The sequence below is a fragment of the Salinicola halophyticus genome, assembly GCF_003206695.1.
Taxonomy (GTDB): Bacteria; Pseudomonadota; Gammaproteobacteria; order Pseudomonadales; family Halomonadaceae; genus Salinicola; species Salinicola halophyticus.
The window spans coordinates 225,382-246,257 of the sequence record NZ_PZJN01000009.1 but is presented as its reverse complement, the minus strand read 5'-3'; the positions used below and the strand labels follow the sequence as shown (position 1 = coordinate 246,257).

Annotated in this window: 22 protein-coding genes; 15 read left to right on the top strand and 7 right to left on the bottom strand. The window is 57.6% G+C overall.

Annotated elements, in window-relative coordinates; genetic code table 11:
- Window positions 1-70 precede the first annotated feature (70 nt).
- The 3 genes from pdxY (at window position 71) to DOM58_RS15070 (ending at window position 2,413) form a co-directional block, all read left to right on the top strand.
- Complete coding sequence (gene pdxY / locus DOM58_RS15080) at window positions 71-943, top strand: pyridoxal kinase PdxY (protein ID WP_110693537.1); 873 nt, start codon at window positions 71-73, stop codon at window positions 941-943.
- On the top strand, window positions 924-1,829 hold the full coding sequence (locus DOM58_RS15075) for a DUF72 domain-containing protein (protein WP_110693536.1): 906 nt from the start codon (window positions 924-926) through the stop codon (window positions 1,827-1,829). Before pdxY ends, DOM58_RS15075 begins: the two co-directional genes overlap by 20 nt.
- Before the next feature lie 182 nt (window positions 1,830-2,011).
- Entirely contained in the window at window positions 2,012-2,413 is a 402-nt protein-coding gene (locus DOM58_RS15070; RefSeq protein ID WP_110693535.1) for a MerR family transcriptional regulator, read from the top strand.
- A gap of 27 nt (window positions 2,414-2,440) precedes the next feature.
- Here DOM58_RS15070 and DOM58_RS17765 read toward each other — a convergent pair whose 3' ends face one another.
- Window positions 2,441-3,082 carry a BrnA antitoxin family protein gene (locus DOM58_RS17765; RefSeq protein ID WP_245392293.1) on the bottom strand — a complete coding sequence of 214 codons (642 nt, stop codon included), beginning with the start codon at window positions 3,080-3,082 and terminating at the stop codon, window positions 2,441-2,443.
- A 462-nt stretch (window positions 3,083-3,544) separates the two neighbouring features.
- On the opposite strand from DOM58_RS17765, the gene DOM58_RS17530 reads away from it, so the two are divergent.
- The 9 genes from DOM58_RS17530 to DOM58_RS15020 all read left to right on the top strand — a co-directional run bounded on the left by DOM58_RS17530 (window position 3,545) and on the right by DOM58_RS15020 (window position 10,755).
- Window positions 3,545-4,168 (top strand): hypothetical protein, encoded by a 624-nt coding sequence (locus tag DOM58_RS17530; protein WP_157957563.1) that lies wholly within the window; start codon window positions 3,545-3,547, stop codon window positions 4,166-4,168.
- Between the two features lie 37 nt (window positions 4,169-4,205).
- Window positions 4,206-5,165, top strand: a complete 960-nt coding sequence (locus DOM58_RS15055; protein WP_110693534.1) for a hypothetical protein — start codon at window positions 4,206-4,208, stop codon at window positions 5,163-5,165.
- Window positions 5,166-5,288: 123 nt separating this feature from the next.
- On the top strand, window positions 5,289-6,239 hold the full coding sequence (locus tag DOM58_RS15050; protein ID WP_223162195.1) for a hypothetical protein: 951 nt from the start codon (window positions 5,289-5,291) through the stop codon (window positions 6,237-6,239).
- Between the two features lie 126 nt (window positions 6,240-6,365).
- Window positions 6,366-7,826 (top strand): hypothetical protein, encoded by a 1,461-nt coding sequence (locus DOM58_RS15045; protein WP_110693532.1) that lies wholly within the window; start codon window positions 6,366-6,368, stop codon window positions 7,824-7,826.
- A gap of 86 nt (window positions 7,827-7,912) precedes the next feature.
- The gene (locus DOM58_RS17525; RefSeq protein ID WP_157957562.1) at window positions 7,913-8,635 is read left to right on the top strand and encodes a hypothetical protein; all 723 of its coding nucleotides are present in this window, start codon (window positions 7,913-7,915) and stop codon (window positions 8,633-8,635) included.
- A 580-nt stretch (window positions 8,636-9,215) separates the two neighbouring features.
- Complete coding sequence (locus tag DOM58_RS15035) at window positions 9,216-9,653, top strand: NUDIX domain-containing protein (protein WP_280951148.1); 438 nt, start codon at window positions 9,216-9,218, stop codon at window positions 9,651-9,653.
- Window positions 9,654-9,734: 81 nt separating this feature from the next.
- The gene (locus DOM58_RS15030) at window positions 9,735-10,022 is read left to right on the top strand and encodes a helix-turn-helix domain-containing protein (RefSeq protein ID WP_110693530.1); all 288 of its coding nucleotides are present in this window, start codon (window positions 9,735-9,737) and stop codon (window positions 10,020-10,022) included.
- Window positions 10,023-10,144: 122 nt separating this feature from the next.
- Window positions 10,145-10,426, top strand: a complete 282-nt coding sequence (locus DOM58_RS15025) for a type II toxin-antitoxin system RelE/ParE family toxin (protein ID WP_110693529.1) — start codon at window positions 10,145-10,147, stop codon at window positions 10,424-10,426.
- A 14-nt stretch (window positions 10,427-10,440) separates the two neighbouring features.
- Window positions 10,441-10,755 carry a HigA family addiction module antitoxin gene (locus tag DOM58_RS15020; RefSeq protein ID WP_110693706.1) on the top strand — a complete coding sequence of 105 codons (315 nt, stop codon included), beginning with the start codon at window positions 10,441-10,443 and terminating at the stop codon, window positions 10,753-10,755.
- Between the two features lie 46 nt (window positions 10,756-10,801).
- On the opposite strand, the gene DOM58_RS15015 is transcribed toward DOM58_RS15020, so the two are convergent.
- The 5 genes from DOM58_RS15015 to DOM58_RS14995 all read right to left on the bottom strand — a co-directional run bounded on the left by DOM58_RS15015 (window position 10,802) and on the right by DOM58_RS14995 (window position 17,630).
- Window positions 10,802-11,716 (bottom strand): hydroxymethylglutaryl-CoA lyase, encoded by a 915-nt coding sequence (locus tag DOM58_RS15015; RefSeq protein WP_110693528.1) that lies wholly within the window; start codon window positions 11,714-11,716, stop codon window positions 10,802-10,804.
- A 1-nt stretch (window position 11,717) separates the two neighbouring features.
- Window positions 11,718-13,820: an acetyl/propionyl/methylcrotonyl-CoA carboxylase subunit alpha gene (locus tag DOM58_RS15010; RefSeq protein WP_110693527.1), complete on the bottom strand. Its 2,103-nt coding sequence runs from the start codon at window positions 13,818-13,820 to the stop codon at window positions 11,718-11,720.
- Window positions 13,817-14,680 carry an enoyl-CoA hydratase/isomerase family protein gene (locus tag DOM58_RS15005; protein WP_110693526.1) on the bottom strand — a complete coding sequence of 288 codons (864 nt, stop codon included), beginning with the start codon at window positions 14,678-14,680 and terminating at the stop codon, window positions 13,817-13,819. Before DOM58_RS15005 ends, DOM58_RS15010 begins: the two co-directional genes overlap by 4 nt.
- 77 nt (window positions 14,681-14,757) lie before the next feature.
- Window positions 14,758-16,365, bottom strand: a complete 1,608-nt coding sequence (locus tag DOM58_RS15000; protein ID WP_110693525.1) for a carboxyl transferase domain-containing protein — start codon at window positions 16,363-16,365, stop codon at window positions 14,758-14,760.
- 95 nt (window positions 16,366-16,460) lie between these two features.
- On the bottom strand, window positions 16,461-17,630 hold the full coding sequence (locus DOM58_RS14995; RefSeq protein WP_110693524.1) for an isovaleryl-CoA dehydrogenase: 1,170 nt from the start codon (window positions 17,628-17,630) through the stop codon (window positions 16,461-16,463).
- A gap of 221 nt (window positions 17,631-17,851) precedes the next feature.
- Here DOM58_RS14995 and DOM58_RS14990 point away from each other — a divergent pair, with 221 nt between their 5' ends.
- From DOM58_RS14990 to DOM58_RS14980, 3 genes are all read left to right on the top strand, one after another.
- Window positions 17,852-18,310 carry a hypothetical protein gene (locus tag DOM58_RS14990; RefSeq protein ID WP_110693523.1) on the top strand — a complete coding sequence of 153 codons (459 nt, stop codon included), beginning with the start codon at window positions 17,852-17,854 and terminating at the stop codon, window positions 18,308-18,310.
- Window positions 18,307-18,594, top strand: coding sequence for a type II toxin-antitoxin system RelE/ParE family toxin (locus DOM58_RS14985; protein WP_110693522.1), 288 nt, complete (start codon window positions 18,307-18,309; stop codon window positions 18,592-18,594). Before DOM58_RS14990 ends, DOM58_RS14985 begins: the two co-directional genes overlap by 4 nt.
- Window positions 18,595-18,672: 78 nt before the next feature.
- Complete coding sequence (locus DOM58_RS14980) at window positions 18,673-19,098, top strand: hotdog fold thioesterase (protein ID WP_110693521.1); 426 nt, start codon at window positions 18,673-18,675, stop codon at window positions 19,096-19,098.
- On the opposite strand, the gene DOM58_RS14975 is transcribed toward DOM58_RS14980, so the two are convergent.
- A complete protein-coding gene (locus tag DOM58_RS14975; protein WP_110693520.1) occupies window positions 19,099-20,847 on the bottom strand; it encodes an AMP-binding protein in 1,749 nt (582 codons plus the stop codon).
- Window positions 20,848-20,876 lie beyond the last annotated feature (29 nt).

The following is a 20,876-nucleotide window of genomic DNA, read 5'->3' as shown; positions in this document are numbered from 1 at the left end:
CAAATCCCTGCAAGTTCATCCCACAGCGCATTACACTGTGCCCTTTGCGCTTTCGCGGCAGGACCGTCTCATGACCCATGTCATCTCCATTCAGAGCCACGTCGCCTACGGCTACGTCGGCAATCGTGCCGCCGTATTTCCGCTGCAGCGGCTGGGGCTGGAAGTCACCGCCATCCATACCGTCCAGTTCTCCAACCACACCGGCTACGGGGCCTTTACCGGCGACGTGTTCAGCCCCGACCACCTCAGAAACGTGCTCGATGGCGTCGAATCGCTGGTCGGGCTCGAGGACGTCGACGCGCTGCTTTCCGGCTATATGGGTGACGAAGGCATCGGCCGCGCCGTGCTGGATAGCGTCGACCGCGTCAAGCAGGCCAATCCGCGGGCGCTCTACTGCTGCGACCCGGTGATGGGTGATATCGGCCGCGGCTTTTTTGTGCGCGAAGGCATTCCCGAATGGATGCGCGACCACGCCATTGCCCGCGCCGATATCGTCACCCCTAACCAGTTCGAGCTCGCCTTTCTCGCCGGGCGCGAGATCGACACGCTGGAAGACGCGCTCGATGCCGCCGCTGCGCTGCGCGCCAAGGGTCCCAAGGTAGTTCTGATCACCTCGCTGGAAGTCGCTGGCGACGACGAGGGTCATATCGGCATGCTGGTCGATGCCGAAAGCGGCAGTTGGCGGATCGCCACGCCCAAGGTCGATTTCACGATTCCCCCCAACGGCGCTGGCGATTTCACCGCCGCGATGTTCCTCGCCCACAGCCTGCGCGCCGGCCTGAGCGACGAAGGCCCGGCCCGCGCGCTGGAACAGACCGCCGCCGCGGTGCAGATGCTGTTCGAACACACCCGCCGTGCCGGCACCCGCGAGCTGGCGATGATCGCCGCCCAGCAGGATATCGTTTCGCCGACGGTGACCCTGCATGCCGAAAAGCTTCGTTGAGTCAAGCCAAACTGTGAACTTGAACGCCGATCCCGCACCGCCGCTCTATCTGGGCATGGCGATGTGGGCCAACGCCGACTGGCAAGGCTCCCTGCTACCCGCTCACGGCGACGTGGACCTGCGCGACTACGCCAGCGTGTTCAACGCCGTGGAAGGCAATACCACTTTCTACAGCGGCATCCCCAAGGCCGAAACGGTCGCCGCCTGGGCCGAACAGGCGCCAGCGACGTTCCGCTTCTGCTTCAAGCTGCCCAGCCAGCTGACCCACGGCAAACGCCTGCGCGATATCGACGACGAATTCGAGCGCTTCATCGAACGACTTTCACCGCTCAAGGATCGGCTCGGCCCGATCATGGTCCAGCTACCCAGAGATTTCGGCCAGGGCGAACTGCCCGCGCTGGAGCGATTGCTCACTCACTGGCCACGGGAGATACCCCGTGCGGTCGAGGTCCGCCACAGTGATTTTTTCCACAAAGGGCCTGCGGAACAGGCATTCAACCGCTTGTTGATAAGTCAAGACGCCAATAGGGTAATGCTCGACGTGCGAGCGCTCTTTGCGACACCCGCAGGGCTTGACAACCGGCTCGCCAAGGCGCAGGGCGAAAAGCCGAAAGTCCCATTACACGTGCTCTGCACGGCGGTCAATCCCATTATTCGCTTTATCGGACACTTCGACGAAGCCATTAACCTGGCCCGTTTCGAGCCGTGGATCGAACGCCTCATCCTGTGGATAAAACAGGGGAAAACCCCTTTTCTCTTTGTGCATACACCGGATAACCGACAGGCGCCGGAACTGGCACGAAAGTTCTACAATCGCATCGCCGAACGGATCGAATTGCCGCCGTTGGCCGAGTTCCCGGGAGAACGACAGAATTCTCTGTTTTAGCCAAATCTGAAACAGGCTGTTGATAACTCGAACGATATTCTTCGCCGCGATTTCACCCGTCCATTGATTGCCGAGCGCCTGCCCCGGGCACCGATGAGTGTAGAAAACAACGTTTAAAGTTGATCTTCACGTAAAGGTCAAACAACGCTAGGGTGGGGGAAATCAGGAGAGGCGACAAACCCGTGTCCGGCCAGACTTACGCCATTGGCGAACTCGCGCAGCACTTCGACGTCACCACCCGTACCATCCGCTTCTACGAGCAGGAAGGCCTTCTCTCCCCCGAGCGGCGCGGCAAGACCCGCGTCTACCGCGAGAAGGACCGTGTCCGCCTCAAGCTCGCCCTGCGCGGCAAGCGCCTGGGTTTCTCGCTGATCGAGATCCGCGAAGTGCTGGATCTCTACGACACCCGCCACGATGGCAGCGTCCGCCAACTCGAGCGGCTGCTCGAGATCCTCGCCGACAAACGCGCCAACCTCGAACGCCAGCTAGAAGACATCCGCATCATGCAGCGCGAACTGGATCAGGTCGAAGAGCGGTGCAAGGGCGCGTTGGGGGAGTTGAGGGCGGCGGAAGAGCGTTCTTGAGTACAGATTACACTTGGAAGCTCACCCTCAAGACCGCCGATTTTCCTCGACGTCATCCGCCAGCCAGACCTTGATCAGCGACTGATACGGCATATCTCGCTTGTTGGCCTCGATCTTGATGCGATCCAGTAACGATTCCGGCAATCGCAAAGAGATCGTCTTGGTCGATGGCTTCAGGTTGGGGAGCGCGGCACGCTTAGCCTGGTTCCAGTCCACATAGTCCGTGGAGTCATGGCTTTCCCAGAACGCACGCTCCTCCGCATCACTCTTGAATTCAGCGTCGTCTTGGTTCTGCTCATAAATCTTCCGCTCCTTGAGTGAATAGACTACGCCAAACCCTCTCCATCCGCTTCTCCGAGCAGGAAGGCTTGCTTCCCCGGAACGACACGGCAAACGTCTGGGTTCTCCCTGCTTGAGATCCTTGCCAACAAATGCGCCAACCTCGAACGCCAGCTGGAAGATATCCGCATCATGCAGCGCGAGCTGGATCTGGTCGAAGAGCGGTGCAAAGGGGCGCTGGGGGAGCTGAAGGCGGCTGAAAAGCGTTCCTGAGTATGGCGTGCCACGGCATGATGCTGGGCCTCCCTTATCGATTCCTCGACAAAACAGCGAATCTGCACCTGAAGCCACGGCAGCTTGGCTAATGCTTTCGTTGGCATTGCCTGCCATGTAACGCTTGGTTACTGTGAACGAGGACATGCAAAGGATGGCTTACGTAGTCAAAAAGGCTCAGGAACTGCCCGCGGAGATGATGCGAACCCGCATCATGCTGCATGGCGGGCGGTAGCGTGCCTGTTTGGCCGTCAGGCCTCTATCTATTTATAGGGCTACCACCTCCCAGACAGGCGGTCAGCTATAGCGTTTCACCCGCATGATGGCGTTTACGCGCTTCGTCAGTTTTGGCGGTCTGTAGTCGTGTCCATGCGCTCCTCCACGGACTGCTGTATTAGATCCAGCAAAACATGCAATAACGCGAATCCTTCATAATACGAAGGATTGTTCTTAGTATCATTTAAAAACAATGGGTTAGGCGTAAAAGAGCGTGCTAGATGAGATTTTTGAACGCGCACGCTCGTTCAAGTGCTAAAACGAGTGCGCTATCTAATCCCTGTTAGCCATTGAGGAGTTGCATTGAGGAAAGTGTTATCAATTATTTTCGGGTTCCTCATACTCTGTATATTTGGGTATGCCGGCTACTTGGTATTAGTTTGGCTGTCTGCCACTTTACAGGATGTCGATTCCACAGTTGGTGCAGCAATAATAGCTAGTGCAGCCACTATAATATCTTCGGTATCAATAGCCTCCTATAATGCGCGTAAAGCTAGGGAAAGGGTCGCATTCGAGGCGCACCGAGAGAAAAAGGCAGAAATCTACAATGAATTTATGGATGTTGTAGTTGAAATAATGAGGAACACAAAATCCGGAAAAGATGGTGATGACGTTCTCCCGGAAGATGTCCAAGAGTTTTTCTTTCGCTTCACATCGAGAGTGACCGTATATGGTGGCCCTGGAGTTGTGAAAGCTTATGGAGCATGGCGGTCTTCCTACTCAGGAGATAACAGTCCAGCGGAGTCAAAGTCAGGCTTTCTCTTAATAGACTCTCTATTTCGTGAAATGCGAGCAGATCTTGGTGAGAGCAATAAAGGTATCGGGAAGCATGAGCTTTTAGGGCTATTCATTATTGGTGGTAAAAGTGAGCTAGCGAGAGAGGCTAACAATGCCATTCAGTCCGGCGCTCGGTCCTCGCGCGGCTGATGGCGGCATTAACTTTTCCTGTGGACATCTTTGATTTATGACTGAAAATCAACCGCTATCAAAAGCGCAGAAAGAAAGGCTGGCGAAACTCGAGCCCCAGCTCAGGTCGTGTGTCAGAGCCGCTGATCTGAATCGAGCCAAGAGGGTAACTGCCCAAATTCAAGAATTATTGCGGCTCACTGGTCATGAAACCCGCATTCTACAAGCTAAAAACTGGCTTTATGAGACTGCGATGGAAGCCGGCAGCTTGACGTTCGCCAAGATGGGATTTGAGGGAACGATACAGAAAAGTGGTTCGAGAACACGGCTAAATCTTGAAGCGACCTCCCTCCTGGCAATTTGCTATCTACGAGAGGGAAATTTGGCAAAGGCAAGGGACATGATTGTCAGAGCCGTAAAGAACATCAATAATATTAAGTCGCCAGATAGAAGGCGGCAGTTCCACAAGCGCCTAATTGAGAGGCTAGAAGAGGAAAGCATCTTAGTGGGCTTGAAGGATGAATCATCAGAGAAGCTTGATCTGGACGAAGTTGATGACCAGGCAGTTCAGCTTGTGATGACGAAATCTGAGAACCAAATATATCTCGAAATGGGACGGGCCGTTCCGCAACGATCAGTTGATTTACTTAAGGATGTCAGAAATGCCTACACCTTGCGACTTCCACGTCCTGATAGGAAAATGCTTCCACCTCCGATAACCGAGGAAAACAAAGAAGCTCTTGGGAAGCGTGCAAGTTCGGTATTAAAGCGAGTTGCCTGGAGAGCCGTGTGCAGCCCTGATAGCGATATTTATAAAGCCTGGAGCCAAGGGTTATCGATAGTTTATGATAAAAAGTATATCGCCGGAGCCATAGTGGCAGCATTTAACTCTGCCAGCATTACTGTAGCAATGGTGGCTGCCAGCGCGGCCGCATTGGCCATCAAGTTTGGTGCAGAAGTCTTTTGCGAGACATTTGCTCCAAGCTCTCTTATGATCGACAGAAAGGATAATAGCTGACAATCGGCTGTATGGCGATTTATTTCCGCCACTTAGCGACTCCAAATCGTCGAGTGAGCGTCCGTTAGCCGTCAAAAGCATAAGGAACACGAAATCAAGTATCTATCACTTAACGGAATCCCTGTGGATAGCCCTTCTGATCAATTCACCACTTATTTTTATTATGATCCACAAGGCGCTTGGTATCCAACTAAGGGACATCTACTTTATGAACTAGACAACGTTTGCGTCAGAATACATGATGCTTTCGCTGCAAGTCTGTTCGGAACATTCGGCGCGTTTTATGATTTTTTGAAGGTCTGTCCTGAGTTCATCTATACCGCTGGCATGAATTCTGAAGCCCCTATAGGCAAGGCGCTGTTTGAACAATTCATTTCGAAAATGCCTGAGGAGATTCCCGTAAACAAAGCCCTTTACTTGTTTGACTGTAGAAAGCTGGTTTCCAGCATTCAGGAGTGCAGCAAGGAAGTGATTCAACTGCAGGATGAGTTTTATAGAGCTCTAAACATGGATAAGTTGTTTTTTCCGGAGATTGAAGAAGACGATGGTATTAGGTATGTAACGTCACCCGCAGTTACTAAGATCTTTGCATTTTTAGGATTCATTTTTGTTCGTCTGCACAGTCTGCTTGACTATGTTGCCAAGCTGGCTATTGAGTCTGAAAATTTAAGGTCAGATTTTGAAGTATATTCACGCCTGGCGTCAAAAAAATCATTATTCAGTGATAGGAAGCGTATATCTTTTAACGAAGCTAAGGGCACGCTATTGGAGGCGTGCGTGATGTCAACAGAAATCGAATCAGTCCGTAACCATTTGATACATGACGGTCTACTCGACGATACGCCAAAGGTGTACCGCGTTATCTCAAGTGGAATTTGTATAGAAAAATTTATCTTATTTCCGGATATGAATGCTTCGGGCCGATTCGAGTCATATAAGAATAGAAACTTATTCTATGGCAACGAGGATAAAATCAATATTCGTCTCCCAAGGCTGATTTTGGAGTTCCAAGAACGTCTTCTTCTGACGTTACATCTCATAAATGATAATCTATCGAAGACCAATGCTTCATGAAGCCGCTACGAAAAAGCGTGTCGAACTATGGCTAACCAGGCGCATCACAGGAAGCCAAAAGCGGCGCGCTCCGCGCACCACTTCCGGCGCCTGTGTGCTTGGCGTCAGATTTGGTAGGAGATTTGAATGAACGTCTATTTTTCGGACTATTTTTCTGTTTCAAAGGATGACCTCGAAGAATATGGTGCTTTCAATGTCTCCTTGATTAATGACTTGCCTGCGTTTATAGATCCGTTTTTGCTCTTTAATAGCGACAAACCGGAATATCAACATTTGCATTATGAGATCATAAAATATATTGGATTTCTCCGTGATATGTCAGAGACTGGGAAGATCTCTAGAGGATTGGTGCGGCACTGGTTCCTATTCCCTGAAGTAAAACAGAATTGGTTAGGTTTCAGCAAAGTTGGGAATGGTGGATCTGGCCTAGGGCCGGACTTTGCAAACGCGCTAAACGAAAACCTTAGTAATATATTCAATGATTTTGGTGCGGAAAAAATAACCAAAAGTAGCCACTTGGAAAAGCTGTGTCTTATTAAGGAAGGAGTTGGAAAAGACAGCATAAGCGATTTCACGACGAATCTAATAAAGTCGTACTTGTGCGAATACACGCAGGTCTTCGCTAAAAAATGTATCGATTCGTCGCGAACCAAGTCTGTTATGGTCCCGCACGCAGAGTTTAACTATAAAACTCGTCGCTGGGCGTCAAGAAAATATACGTTACCTTTTATTGATGGTGATTATGTATTGCTGACACCAAAAGACATTCTTACTAAGGATGAAGCATGGATTAACAAGTACGACATAATTGGTGATTTTGACGACATTGTTGCTGCTATTCCCAACGTAGAGTTAAGGAGCCAAGTAAATGAATATTTCCTTCGCCGGATTCCAGAAGACGCTAAGCAGCGTGAAATCAACGAGGCCATAGCGAAGACATTTAGGAATTTCCCTGAGCTAATCGACCGCTACATTCGGTTCAAAGAAGATACAGGTGACCAGGCTGTTGCATTGAGTGAGCAAAAAGTCCAAGAAATAGAGACGGTTTTCATACGTCAAGTAGCTAGCTTAATTGAGAGTTTGAAGGATGAAAGCGGCTTTTACGAAACTTCCGACGACACACATGATGAGGCTTACAGTCGTGTCCTGTTTTTAAAGCAAGTTATTGAAAATAATGATGGCTACCGGATTTTTTATTCTAATGGCCAACCAATCAAGCGCGAGTCGGACCTGCAGCTTATGTTTAGACTGACTTGGTACGCTTCGCAAGACGACGTTAATGCTGAGGTCAATAATGGCCGCGGTCCAGTCGACTATAAAATATCTAGAGGGTCAAAAGATAGCACTCTTGTAGAGTTCAAATTGGCTAGCAATTCCAAGCTTAAGCAAAATCTGGCAAAGCAGCTCGAAGTGTATAAGGCAGCAAATCAAACGAAGAAGTCTATTAAGGTGATTCTATATTTTAGCGACAGAGAGCTATTTCGAGTTCAGAAAATGATGAAAGAGTTAGAGCTAAAAGAAGGTAAAGAATTGGTTTTGATAGATGCGCAAGTGACCAATAAGCCGTCTGGGTCAAATGCAAGGTAAAATCTAACCAATGCGTCAACGGGACCGGTTTTCCGCTGTCGCTCCAAACCGGCCCATTACGCAGGAGTTAGCGATCATGGAGAAGCATGAGTAATCTTGCCGTAGTTTATCTGCATCTAGATTTTGACTTGTCTTATGATGACTTCGAGGCTACTCGAGAATACCTGACAAATGTTGTGGATCGTTTTGCATCGATAATTTACAGGCAAGACTCGAATGTTAGGGTCGAGCTACGAGATGGTAGCGTAAAGGCCTGGATACTGGTCGCAGGGTCTATCTATGTAGCGATAGGTCAGTATGGCTCATTTCGTTCAGGCGTTGATCAAGTAATAATAGACGCTAAATCTGTAAAAGAATACATAGTCAATGCTTTAGTGAAGGATGGGGTGGACGAAAGCAGGATTATTGAAGTGAAGCGTAATCATTGTGTGCCAGATAGAATTCGACGGCTATTCCTACGAGTCGATCGATTTGAGAAACATATTGCTGACATGCCGACCGTTGAGAAAGTTCGAGAGGCCGAGCTTATCGCAAGAGCCGCTGTAAGAATTAGCGATGAATTAGACTTTCAAGAAGATCTTGATCAGTTCCTATCGTGTCTTGACGATCGGTTTAAGCCATCGCCGGAAAGGCTAAAACTAAGATACCGTTCAGCGATAAGGAAAGAAGAAGATTTAATGAGCGGAATAGTCCTCCCTTATAAAACCAGTGAGTTGATGGTTGAGCCACCTCGAGGCTTTGAATCATCGAGCACTAACAAGGCGTTACAGTTGACGTCTGCTCCGCTAGCGCTACGCAGGCGTAACTGAACGCAGCGTTAGCCGCACGGCGTAATACCTTCCTTTCACAAAAAGGACAACAAATGGCAACCTATAAGCAGATTCAAGCTGACATTCGTAGCTGTCACGGACGAGTCGTAAAAACTTGCTGGATTGCTCACGTTAAGGAACTCAATGGCTTATCACCTCGGCATTCCCCGAACCGTATATCGCCAAGCCAACGCAAGGTCCCTTGCCCTGAAGAATTTAGACCGTGGATTGAGCAATCAATGAAACGGCTAGGAATGTTGCCTTAAACTACGTGCTGCCTAACCTACGCGCTGACACTAGACTGTCGCGCCGTTGCCGGTAGCGCCCTTGGTGTAAGGGCTGCGACGTAGGCCCACCCAGATTGAGAAAGCCGGTTTCCACCTGTGCTGGGCAAGATCACTATTGCCCCCATTGCTCGAATACCGGGCTCGTGCATGATCCGATGTGTCGGTAGAATCGCGGTCCTTTTATCACCCGACTGCCGGACGTCTGCCATGAAGCTCCTGAAGGAACTGATCCACCTTGAACTTTCTTCCCGCGATGGGCGAGTTCTTCGGCGCCATGCCGCTCGGGGCTCGTCCTGCGAGGGGATCAGATCCTGCTGCTGTTCACTGAGCGCTACAACGATTTCAGCCTGCCCGGCGGCGGCATTGATGAGGACAAAGATATTATCGTGGCTCTCAAGCGTGAACTGGAGGAGGAAACCGGTGCGCAGGATGTTCAGGTCAACGAGCATTACGGCTTTATTGAAGAATACCGCCCGTATTGGAAACCCCAATTCGACCTGATGCATATGACATCCCATTTCTTTCTGTGTGATGTTGCCCCTGAGCTGGCCGATGCCCGGATGGAAAGCCATGAAGTGGCCAACGGAATGAAGCCGGTCTGGATGCCGGTGTCGGAAGCGGTGAACCATAATCGCCAGGTCATGGCCCGTCAGGAGGAAACCATGGGGCAGTCGATTCAACGCGAGACGTTCACGCTGGAAAAAATCGCTGACGAGTTGGTTTCGGCATAGGCACGGTATTTCGGTTTTGCAGAGAGGAGCGCGCCAGTATTTCTGGGCATATGCTCAAGCAGATAGCGGAGGCGATCAAAAATGGGTGATAGAAATATTGGGGCCGAGATCCTCGATGGCATCCAGGAAATCAAACAGTTCAAGAAAGGCAAGCTGGCCTTACGAACGCAGGAGCTCTCAGAGCCCTCGCCGCCCAAAATGATTCGGCTGAAACTGAACCTGTCGCAATCTGCGTTTGCCGGCTTGATGGGGGTCAGCGTGCGAACGCTTCAGGACTGGGAGCAAGGGCGGCGAGAACCGCAAGGCCCGGCAGTGGCACTTTTACGCATTGCTGAGCAACATCCGGAAGTTTTTGATCAACTGCATTGAAGGAAGTGATGTGTCATCAAACCTTCTTCTGCACTGCGGCTTTGTCATCGGTGATGGCTGGGTTTCTGCAGTCGCTCTCCGCCAATTGACGCCTGTCACGTGACGAGTTACGATGCCGGCGCATGATTAAATCCTTCGCTGACAAACTCACCCAAGAACTATACGCCAAGGGCAAGGCAAAGAGATTTCCCTCGGATGTCACTTCGAGAGCTGCCAGAAAGCTTGAATATGTGCATTTGGCTGAGCAACTGGAGGATTTGAAAGTGCCGCCCGGCAATCGTCTTCACGCACTTCACGGAAACAGACAAGGGCAGCACGCGATTTCAATCAATGATCAGTGGCGTATCTGTTTTCGTTTTGAAGATGGCGATGCGTACGAAGTCGAAGTGTGTGACTACCACTGAGGGAGGCAATGATTATGACGATTCCCAATAATGCCGACATGCAGCGCAAGCCGACTCATCCTGGTGAAATGCTGCGGGAAGATTTCTTGCCGGACTATGGCCTGACGGTGGCGGGGCTGGCCAAGTCTTTAGGCGTCTCTCGTCAGTCAATTAACGAATTGTTGCGTGAACGCCGCGCCCTCAGTCCTGAAATGGCGCTTCGGCTCGCGCGGTTGTTCGGTAATTCTCCTGAGTTTTGGCTTAATGCACAGCGCGCCGTCGATCTGTGGACAGCAGCTCAATCTGTCAAAGAAGAGGTCGATCAGATCAAGCCGTTAAGCGCTGCATGACAAACCACCCCGTCCAGCTCGGGGTTTTTGCGTTTTGGGAAAGTGGTTATTGGCCTGATGATGACTTCGCCGACAACGCCACACCCACCTTCGACCGATTCGGTCGGCCGAGGGTCTGTGTTATCCACACCCCTGCCTCTGCCAACGTCTTCAAGTCCACGCCGCTGTCGATGCCGAGGCCGTTGAGCAGGTAGATCACATCTTCGGTGGCGACGTTGCCGGTGGCGCCCTTGGCGTAGGGGCAGCCGCCGAGTCCGGCGACGGCGCTATCGATCACGCCGATGCCCTCTTCGAGCACGGCGTAGAGATTGGCCAGTGCCTGGCCGTAGGTGTCGTGGAAGTGGGCGGCGAGCTTGTCCCTGGGGATATCTCGGCCCACGGCGTCGAGCAGGCGCTTGGCCTTGAGCGGGGTACCGACGCCGATGGTGTCGCCCAGCGAGACTTCATAGCAGCCCATCTCGTAGAGCGCCTTGGAGACTTCTGCGACCTGAGCTGGGGCGATGTTCCCTTCGTAGGGGCAGCCGAGCACGCAGGAGACATAGCCGCGCACGCGCACGTTCGACTCACGGGCGCGTTCGATCACCGGGGCGAAGCGCTCCAGTGACTCGGCGATGGAGCAGTTGATGTTCTTCTGCGAGAAGGCTTCGCTTGCCGCTGCGAAAACGGCGACCTCTTCGACGCCGCACTCCAGCGCGGCTTCCAGCCCTTTGAGATTGGGCGTAAGCGCGGAGTAGATCACACCCGGCCGGCGGCGAATGCCGGCCATCACCTCGCGGTGATCCGCCATCTGCGGCACCCATTTGGGCGAAACGAAACTCGCTGCTTCGATCCGCTTGAGCCCCGCCGCGCCGAGCCGGTCGATCAGTTCCAGCTTGGCGGCCGTGGCGATGGGTTCGGCTTCGTTCTGCAGCCCGTCTCGCGGGCCGACCTCGACGATACTCACTCGCTTCGGCATTCCCATCTCACGAGCCCTCGTTCGTTTCTGCGCTGGCGAACGCCAATAGCTCATCCCCCTGCGCCACCGCATCGCCCACCTTGAAGTGAAACGCTTCCACCGCGCCGGTGGTGGGGGCGCTCAGGGTGTGTTCCATCTTCATCGCTTCCACCACCACCAACGGCGTGCCTTTCTCCACCGTCTGGCCGGGTTCGACCAGCAGCGCCACCACGGTACCGTGCATGGGCGCGCTCAGTTTGGCTTCGACCTCATGCGGTAGATGATCGACTCGGTCCGAGCGCCGCCAGATCAGGCGGGATTCGAAGCCGGCGGCGGTGAGGATGATCGTTTCGCCATCCAGAGCGGGATCGGTGCGCGCCAGCAGGCGACGGCGATGACCATCCAGGGTGATCGCCACGGCGTCGCCGTCGAGCCGCTGCAACGTCCCCTCGTAGTCATTTGACTCTTTTCCATCCCGATTCACGCTCAGTTGCCAAGTCGATTGCGATGCGGAGCGTGTCGCGGTCACGGAAATCAGTGGCGCGCCTTCGGTCTCGGCAAATGCCAGTCGAACGTGCTGCGGGGCGTTGAGCCGCCAGCCGTCGCGGCGCTCCCATGGTGAATGTTCGTCGCCTGTCTGTTCGAGCTGGTCGAGCGCCACCAGCGCGGCGCAGGCGATGTCCGCATCGGCGACCGGTTCACTCGCGAACAGGTCGTCGTGGTGGTGTTCGATAAAGCGGGTGTCGAGTCGGGCGGCGATGAAATCCGGATGCGTCACGAGCCGCTGCAGAAAGCGTCGGTTGGTGGTCACGCCGGAGATATCCAGCGCCGCCAGCGCGCGGTCCATCTCCGCCAGGGCCTGGCCGCGATCCTCGCCGTGAACGATCAGCTTGGCCAACATCGGGTCGTAGTGCATCGAGACTTCGTCGCCGGCTTCGACGCCGCTATCCAGGCGTACGCGATCCGGCGCTAGGCCGCCGGCGTTCGAATCGAGCCCGAACCGTTCCAGCGTGCCGGTAGCGGGCAAGAAGTCGTTGTCCGGGTCTTCGGCGTAGAGCCGCGCTTCGATGGCGTGGCCGGTCAGCGTCAGCTCATCCTGGGCCTTGGGCAGCGCCAGCCCGGCGGCCACGCGCAGCTGCCATTCGACCAGATCCTCGCCGGTGATCATCTCGGTCACCGGGTGCTCGACCTGCAGCCGGGTGTTCATCTCCATGAAGTAGAAATGCGCCGCTTCTCTTGTCTCGGTGTTTGAGACAGGTTCAGAGGCGGCATCCAGCAGGAATTCCACTGTGCCGGCGCCGACATAGCCGATCTCCTGGGCGGCGCGGACGGCGGCCTCGCCCATTTGCTGGCGCAGCGCGGGGGGCAGGTTGGGCGCCGGGGCTTCTTCCAGCACCTTCTGATGGCGGCGCTGCACGCTGCAGTCGCGCTCGAACAGGTAGACGCCGTTGCCTTGGCTATCGCAGAACACCTGCACTTCGACGTGGCGCGGCTGGGTCAGGTATTTCTCGATCAGCATGCGTTCGTCACCGAACGCGGCGCGGGATTCCCGACGGCAGCCATCGAGGGCGGCCTGGAACTCGCGGTCGGACTCCACCACGCGCATGCCCTTGCCGCCGCCGCCGGCGCTGGCCTTCAGCAGCACCGGGTAGCCGATTTTTCCGGCTTCTTCCCGGAGCAGTTCGTCTTCCTGCGCCTCGCCGTGATAGCCGGGCACCAGCGGCACGCCGGCCTTAAACATGCGCGCCTTGGCCGAGGCCTTGTCGCCCATGGCGGCGATGGCGCTGGCCGGCGGGCCGACGAAGACGATACCGGCGGCCTCGCACGCGGCGACGAAGTCGGCGTTCTCGGAGAGAAACCCGTAACCCGGATGAATGGCGTCGGCGCCGCTGCGCTTGGCGGCGGCAATGACCTTGTCGATGTCGAGATAGCTCTCCCGCGCGGGCGCTGGGCCGAGACGCACGGCCTCGTCGGCCTCGCGAACGTGGAGTGCGTTGGCGTCGGCATCGGAATAGACGGCGATGGTGCGAAGCCCCAGGCGGCGGGCGGTGCGCATCACGCGGCAGGCGATCTCGCCGCGATTGGCGATCAGCACCGAGCGTAGCGGGCGAGGCGCATTTGTCAGGCTCATGAGCGCGGTTCCTTGTTGTCCGAATGGCCGTCTTTATGCCTGTGGGTATCTCCGGTGGGTTGCCAGGCGGGTGGTCGCTTGTCGAAGAAGGCGGCGAGTCCCTCCTGACCTTCGCGGCTGACCCGCAATTCGCTGATCGTGCGGCAGGTGGCATCCACCGTGGCGTCGCTGTCGGGATCGCGGGCGACTCGGGCCAGCAGCGCCTTGGTGGCGCGCTGGGCCTGGGGTGAGGCAGCGAGCAGCCGCTCGATCATCTGATCGATCCGGGCGTCCAGGGCCTCCCCATCGGTGACTTCGTGCACCAGCCCCAACACCTGCGCGGTAATGGCGTCGATCACCTCGGCGGTGAGCGCGTAGCGGCGCATCTGGCGCGGGCCGATGGCGCGCTGGACATAGGGGCTGATCACTGCCGGTGACAGGCCGATACGCACTTCCGACAGGCAGAATTTCGCCCTGTCGGAGGCGATCACCAGATCGCAGCAGGCGGCGAGCCCCACCGCGCCACCGTAGGCCGCGCCCTGCACGCGGCACAGGGTCGGGCAGGGCAGCGCGTCCAGCTGCTGCATCAGGAGCGCCAGCTCACGGGCGTCTTTGAGGTTGTCGTCGAAGCTGAAGTCGACCATGCGCTTCATACCGTTGAGATCCGCCCCGGCGGAGAAGTGCTTGCCGTCGGAGCCCAGCACCACCACCCGCACCTCGCTACGTTCGGCCAGCGCGTGCAGGCGTTCGAGATGGGCGTTGAGCTCTGTGATCAAGGCATCGTCGAAGGCGTTGTGCACCTCGGGGCGGTCCAACGTCAGCCGCGCGACGCCGCGGGCATCGATGGTCAAATGGGTGAAGCTATCGGATATGGCTGCCATGGCGGCCTCTCATGATCATGTTGGCTTCGGGCTGCTCGTGGCTCGGTGCCCGTCGCTCGTGGCTGAGCGCGAAGCGCCTACATCCGGAACACGCCGAAGCGCGTCTCCTCGATCTCCGCATTCATTGCGGCTGATAGCGCCAGGCCAATCACGTCGCGGGTCTGCAGCGGGTCGATCACGCCGTCGTCCCACAGCCGGGCGCTGGCGTAGTAGGGGTGGCCCTGGCGTTCGTACTGTTCGCGAATTGGCGCCTTGAACGCCGCTTCCTCGTCTTCCGGCCAGGCGCTGCCGTCGCGTTCGAGCTGCTCGCGCTTCACCTGGGCCAGCACGTTGGCGGCCTGCTCGCCGCCCATTACCGAGATGCGCGCATTGGGCCACATGAACAACAGGTTCGGATCATAGGCACGACCGCACATGCCGTAGTTGCCGGCGCCGAAGCTGCCGCCGATCAGCACGGTGAACTTGGGCACCTTGGCGCAGGCCACGGCGGTGACCAGTTTGGCGCCGTGCTTGGCGATGCCTTCCTTCTCGTACTGGGAGCCGACCATAAAGCCGGTGATGTTCTGCAGAAAGATCAGCGGGATCTGGCGCTGGGCGCAGAGCTCGATGAAGTGCGCGCCCTTCTGGGCGGATTCCGAGAACAGCACCCCGTTATTGGCGACGATCCCCACCGGATGGCCGCACCAGTGGGCGAAGCCGGTGACCAGGGTATCGCCGTAGTAGCGCTTGAATTCGTCGAAGTCGGAGTCGTCCACCAGCCGCGCGATCACCTCGCGGACGTCGTAGGGCTTGCGCAGATCGGTGCCGACGATGCCGTAGAGCTCCGACGGGTCGAGACGCGGCGGCGCGGATTGTTTTATCGCTAACTGGCCGCGCTTGTGCCAGTTGAGCCGCGATACCGCGCGACGGGCGAGCTGCAGCGCGTGGGCGTCGTTCTCGGCGTAGTGGTCGACCACGCCGCTGATCTTGGCATGGACGTCGGCGCCGCCCAGGTCCTCGGCGCTGATGGTCTCGCCGGTGGCGGCCTTCACCAGCGGCGGCCCGCCGAGAAAGATGGTGCCCTGGCCGCGCACGATGATCGATTCGTCGGCCATTGCCGGCACGTAGGCGCCGCCGGCGGTGCAGGAGCCCATCACCACCGCGATCTGCGGAATGCCGGCGGCGGAGAGCGTGGCCTGGTTATAGAAGATGCGTCCGAAGTCGTCGACGTCGGGGAAGACCTCGTCCTGCTCGGGCAGGTAGGCACCGCCGGAGTCGACCAGGTAGACACACGGCAGGCGATGCTTGCGGGCGATCTCCTGGGCGCGAAGATGCTTCTTCACCGTCAGCGGGAAGTAGGTGCCGCCCTTGACCGTGGCGTCGTTGGCGACGATCACGCACTCCACGCCGCTGATCCGGCCGATCCCCGCCACCACGCCGGCCGCCGGGACGGGGGAGTCGTAGACCTCGTGCGCCGCCAGCGCGCCGATCTCCAGAAACGCTGAGCCCTCGTCGAGCAGATGGTCGATCCGGTCGCGGACGAACAGCTTGCCGCGAGATTCATGCCGCGCGCGGGCCTTGTCGCCGCCGCCCTGGGCGATGTTGGCGGTCAGCGTGTGGAGCTTATCGACTTCGCCCCGCAGCGCCGCCTCGTTGGCCTGGAAGGCCTCGGTGCGGGGGTTGATCTGGGTGGTCAGTATGGCCATGGAAATCCTCTTACGAGCTACGAGCTACGAGCTACGAGCTACGAGCTACGAGCTACGAGCTACGAGCAGTTCGAGACTCGAGACTCGATACTGATTTATGCCGATTCGGAGAATAATTCGCGCCCGATCAACATCCGCCTGATCTCGCTCGTTCCCGCGCCGATCTCGTAGAGCTTGGCATCGCGCAGCAGTCGCCCGGTGGGGTATTCGTTGATATAGCCGTTGCCACCGAGCAGTTGGATCGCATCCAGCGCCATCTGGGTCGCCTTCTCGGCGCAGTAGAGAATCACCCCGGCGGCGTCCTTGCGGGTGGCGCGGCCACGGTCGCAGGCGCCGGCCACCGCGTAGAGATAGGCGCGGCAGGCGTTGAGCGTGGTGTGCATGTCGGCCAGCTTGCCCTGCACCAACTGGAACTCGCCGATGGGCTGGCCGAACTGCTTGCGCTCATGGACGTAGGGCACCACCACGTCCAGGCAGGCCTGCATGATGCCGACAGGCCCGGCGGCGAGCACGGTGCGCTCGTAGTCCAGCCCGCTCATCAGTACTTTGACGCCGCGGTTCTCTTCGCCCAGCACGTTTTCCGCCGGCACCTGGCAATCCTCGAACACCAGCTCGCAGGTGTTGGAGCCGCGCATGCCCAGCTTGTCGAGCTTTTGGGCGGTGGAGAAACCGGCGTACCCCTTCTCGACGATGAAGGCGCTGATGCCCTTGGCGCCGGCCTCCGGGTCGGTCTTGGCGTAGACCACCAGCACATCGGCGTCGGGGCCGTTGGTGATCCACATCTTGTTGCCGTTGAGCACGTAGTGATCGCCTTGCTTGTCGGCGCGCAGGCTCATCGAGACCACGTCCGATCCCGCGCCGGGCTCGGACATCGCCAGGGCGCCGACGTGCTCGCCGCTGATCAGCTTGGGCAGGTATTTGGCTTTCTGCTCCGCGCTGCCGTTGAGCTTGATCTGATTGACGCAGAGATTGGCGTGGGCACCGTAGGAGAGCCCCACCGACGCGCTGGCCCGGGAGATCTCTTCCATGGCGATGCAGTGGGCGAGATAGCCCATGCCGCTGCCGCCGTCTTCCTCGCTGACGGTGATGCCGAGCAGGCCCATGTCGCCGAACTTCTGCCACAGCTCATTGGGAAAGGCGTTGTCGTGGTCGATCTGGGTCGCACGGGGGGCAATCTCGTCCCGGGCGAAGGCGTTGACCTGCTCGCGCAGCATGTTGAGCTCGTCGGCGAGCCCGAAATCGAGCTCGGTGTAGGGGGCGTGCATGGTGAAATCCTCGCTGTCGGATACAGCTTCTACGTCTTGGTATATGCGTCTTAGTACGTTGACGTTAACGTCAATAGGCGAAGGCGGCTAGAGCCCCTCGACCATGGTCTAGGACCCAGACACGGTTATAGGGTTTTAGCGCAGGATCAATATCAAGATTTGAGTTTATTCGTTATTTGCGTGACGATTAACCATTAACGTTGATGCGGAGCGCACCACTGATGTCTCAGACATTGAGCTTGGACCAGTTCCGAACCGCCTTTCATGCTGGCGGCCTGGTTTCCGTGGCTGTCAGTGCCAGCGGTGGGGCTTTTTTCATCACGGCTCGATCGCGGGAAGGGGAGTCTTTGATACTGGGAACCACCCGCGACAAAAAGCGGCGAGCGTTTCGCGATGCGGGCAAGGCGGTGGCTGTCATGCACAAGATCGGCGCGCGTCATTTCGAAGTGGATACCTCCCATTGGGAACCGGAGCGAACGGACGACACCAGAGTGCGTCGACCGGATGCTGCCGAGCGCCAACATCAGGCGCAGCAAGCACGGTCTCACGATGCGTGGTTTAGGAGACAGGTTCAGGCGGCGCTGGACGACGACCGCCAGCCAGTCGACGATCGAACCGTGCAGGCACGTTTCGCTCAGCGCCGCGCCGAAGCCCGACGTTTGGTCGAGAATGATACGTGAAGTTGGCTTGGCACCTGCTGGCGCTCGAGGACCGCGAAGCTATCTTCGATTATCTGTTAGTTCGTAACCCGCAGGCAGCCGTCGACACCGACGAGAGGATCGAGGCGGCATTGAACCGTCTGATCGATCACCCTGATAGTGGCCGTAAAGGGCGCCAGGCAGGCACTCGGGAGGTGGTGATTGACGGCACCCGCTATATCGCCGCCTACCGTGTCCAGCGGGATGCCGTGCTCGTCCTGCGGCTGCTTCACGGTGCCAGGCAATGGCCAGATTCCGTTCCTTGAATCCTGTTGGCTCCTCCAAGCCGAGGCTTTGATCGACGCGTCGAGCTCGCGATTTGTTACTACTCTCGAGGTTTCACCATGCCCATCTGGAAACGTGAGTCATCACTGGACGCGCTCACTGCCGAGTGCCGGAACACCCTGGTCAGCCATGTCGGCATCGAATTCACCGAGCTGGGCGAAGATTGCCTGCGCGGGCGCATGCCGGTGGATGAAAGAACCCGCCAACCCTACGGCCTGCTCCACGGCGGCGGCTCGGTGGTGCTGGCGGAGACGCTCGGCAGCATCGCCGCCAATCTCTGCCTCGCCGACCCGAACAAGATGGCGGTGGGGCTCGATATCAATGCCAACCACGTACGCGCGATGCGCGAAGGTTGGGTCGAGGGCTGCGCCCGGCCGCTGCACCTTGGCGCCACGACGCACCTGTGGGAGATCCGGATCGAAGACGAGCGTGGCCGGCTGGTGTGCATGTCGCGGCTGACCATGGCGGTGGTCAATCGCGGTTGATCACTCCAGCTTCAGCTCCTCACTCGTCGCCTGGCGCATGCGGAATTTCTGGACCTTGCCGCTGACGGTCATCGGGAACTCGTCGACGAAGCGGACATAGCGCGGGATCTTGTGGTGATCGATGCGATCGCGGCAGTAATCACGGATGGCTTGTTCATCGAGCTCGACCCCCTCCACCAGCCGGACCCACACCGCCACCGCCTCGCCATACTTCGGGTCCGGCACGCCGAAGACCTGAGCGTCGGAAATACCTGGATGCGTGTAGAGAAACTCCTCGATCTCGCGGGGGTATAGGTTCTCGCCGCCGCGAATGATCATGTCCTTGATGCGTCCGGTGATCGCGACGAAGCCGTCGTCGTCCATCATCGCCAGATCCCCGGTGTGCATCCAGCCCTGAGGGTCGATCGACTGGCGGGTCGCGGCGTCGTTGTTCCAGTAGCCGAGCATCACGCTGTAGCCACGGGTGCAGAGCTCGCCGCTGACGCCGCGCGGCACGATCCGGCCACTGGCGGGGTCGATGATCTTCACTTCCAGATGCGGGTGAATGGTGCCGACGGTGGCAACGCGCTTGGCCAGCGGAGCGTCCGGGCGAGTCTGCAGGCTGACCGGGCTGGTTTCGGTCATGCCGTAGGCGATGGTGACGTCTTCCATGTGCATGCGCTCGATCACCCGCTTCATCACTTCGATGGGGCAGTTGGAGCCGGCCATGATCCCGGTGCGCAGGCTGGAGAGATCGAACTCGCCGAAGCGCGGGTGCTCGAGCTCGGCGATGAACATCGTCGGCACGCCGTAGAGTGCCTGGGCGCGCTCGGTTTCCACCGCGCGCAGCGTCGCCTCGGGATCGAAGCCGTCGTTGGGATAGATCGCCGTGGCGCGATGGGAAAGGCAGGCCAGATTGCCCATCACCATGCCGAAACAGTGATACAGCGGCACCGGGATCACCACCCGTTCGCCGGGCTGCAGGTTCATCCCGCCGCCGACGAAGTAGCCGTTGTTGAGAATGTTGTGGTGGGTCAGCGTCACGCCTTTGGGGGCGCCGGTGGTACCAGAGGTGTACTGGATATTGATCGGGTCGTCGAACTGCAGCTCGGCCTGCAGCGCGGCGAGGCGTTCGGCAGGCACGTTTTCAGCCAGGCTGTGCAGAGCGGACCAGTGCCACATCCCCGGCGTCGCCAACGCGTCGTCGAGACAGATGACGTGCTTGAGCTGGGGAAGCGTGTCACAGATCAGGGTGCGTGCGCCGGCCAGCGGCCTTTGGTCGCTCATCGGCGGATCGCGTAGTACCGGTGCCAGCTCGCAGAGGATATCGACGTAATGCGACTTGATGATGCCGCCGACCCTGTACGCGCCCTGCAGCACCAGGGCGGAAAGGCCGGACTGCGTCAGCGCGTGCTCGAGTTCGTGGGCGCGATAGCTGGGATTGAGGTTGACCAGAATCGCGCCGATCTTGGCGGTCGCCAGCTGGGTTAGCGTCCACTCGGCGCCGTTGAGCGACCAGATGCCGACGCGGTCGCCACGTTCGACGCCCAGCGCCATCAGTCCTCGGGCAATACGATCCGCTTCCACGCGCAGTTCGGCGTAGGTATAGCGCAGGTTCTGGTGGCAGCTGACCAGCGCTTCACGCTCGGGGCATTCGCTGGCGGCGGCATCGAGGCAGTCGCCGATGGTCATGCCGATCAGGGGCAGATCGCTGGTACCGCTGACGTAGCTCCTGGACCCAAGGCCCTTGCGGGTGTCGCTTGCTGACATGCCGATATCTCCGAGAGAGCGTCTGAATG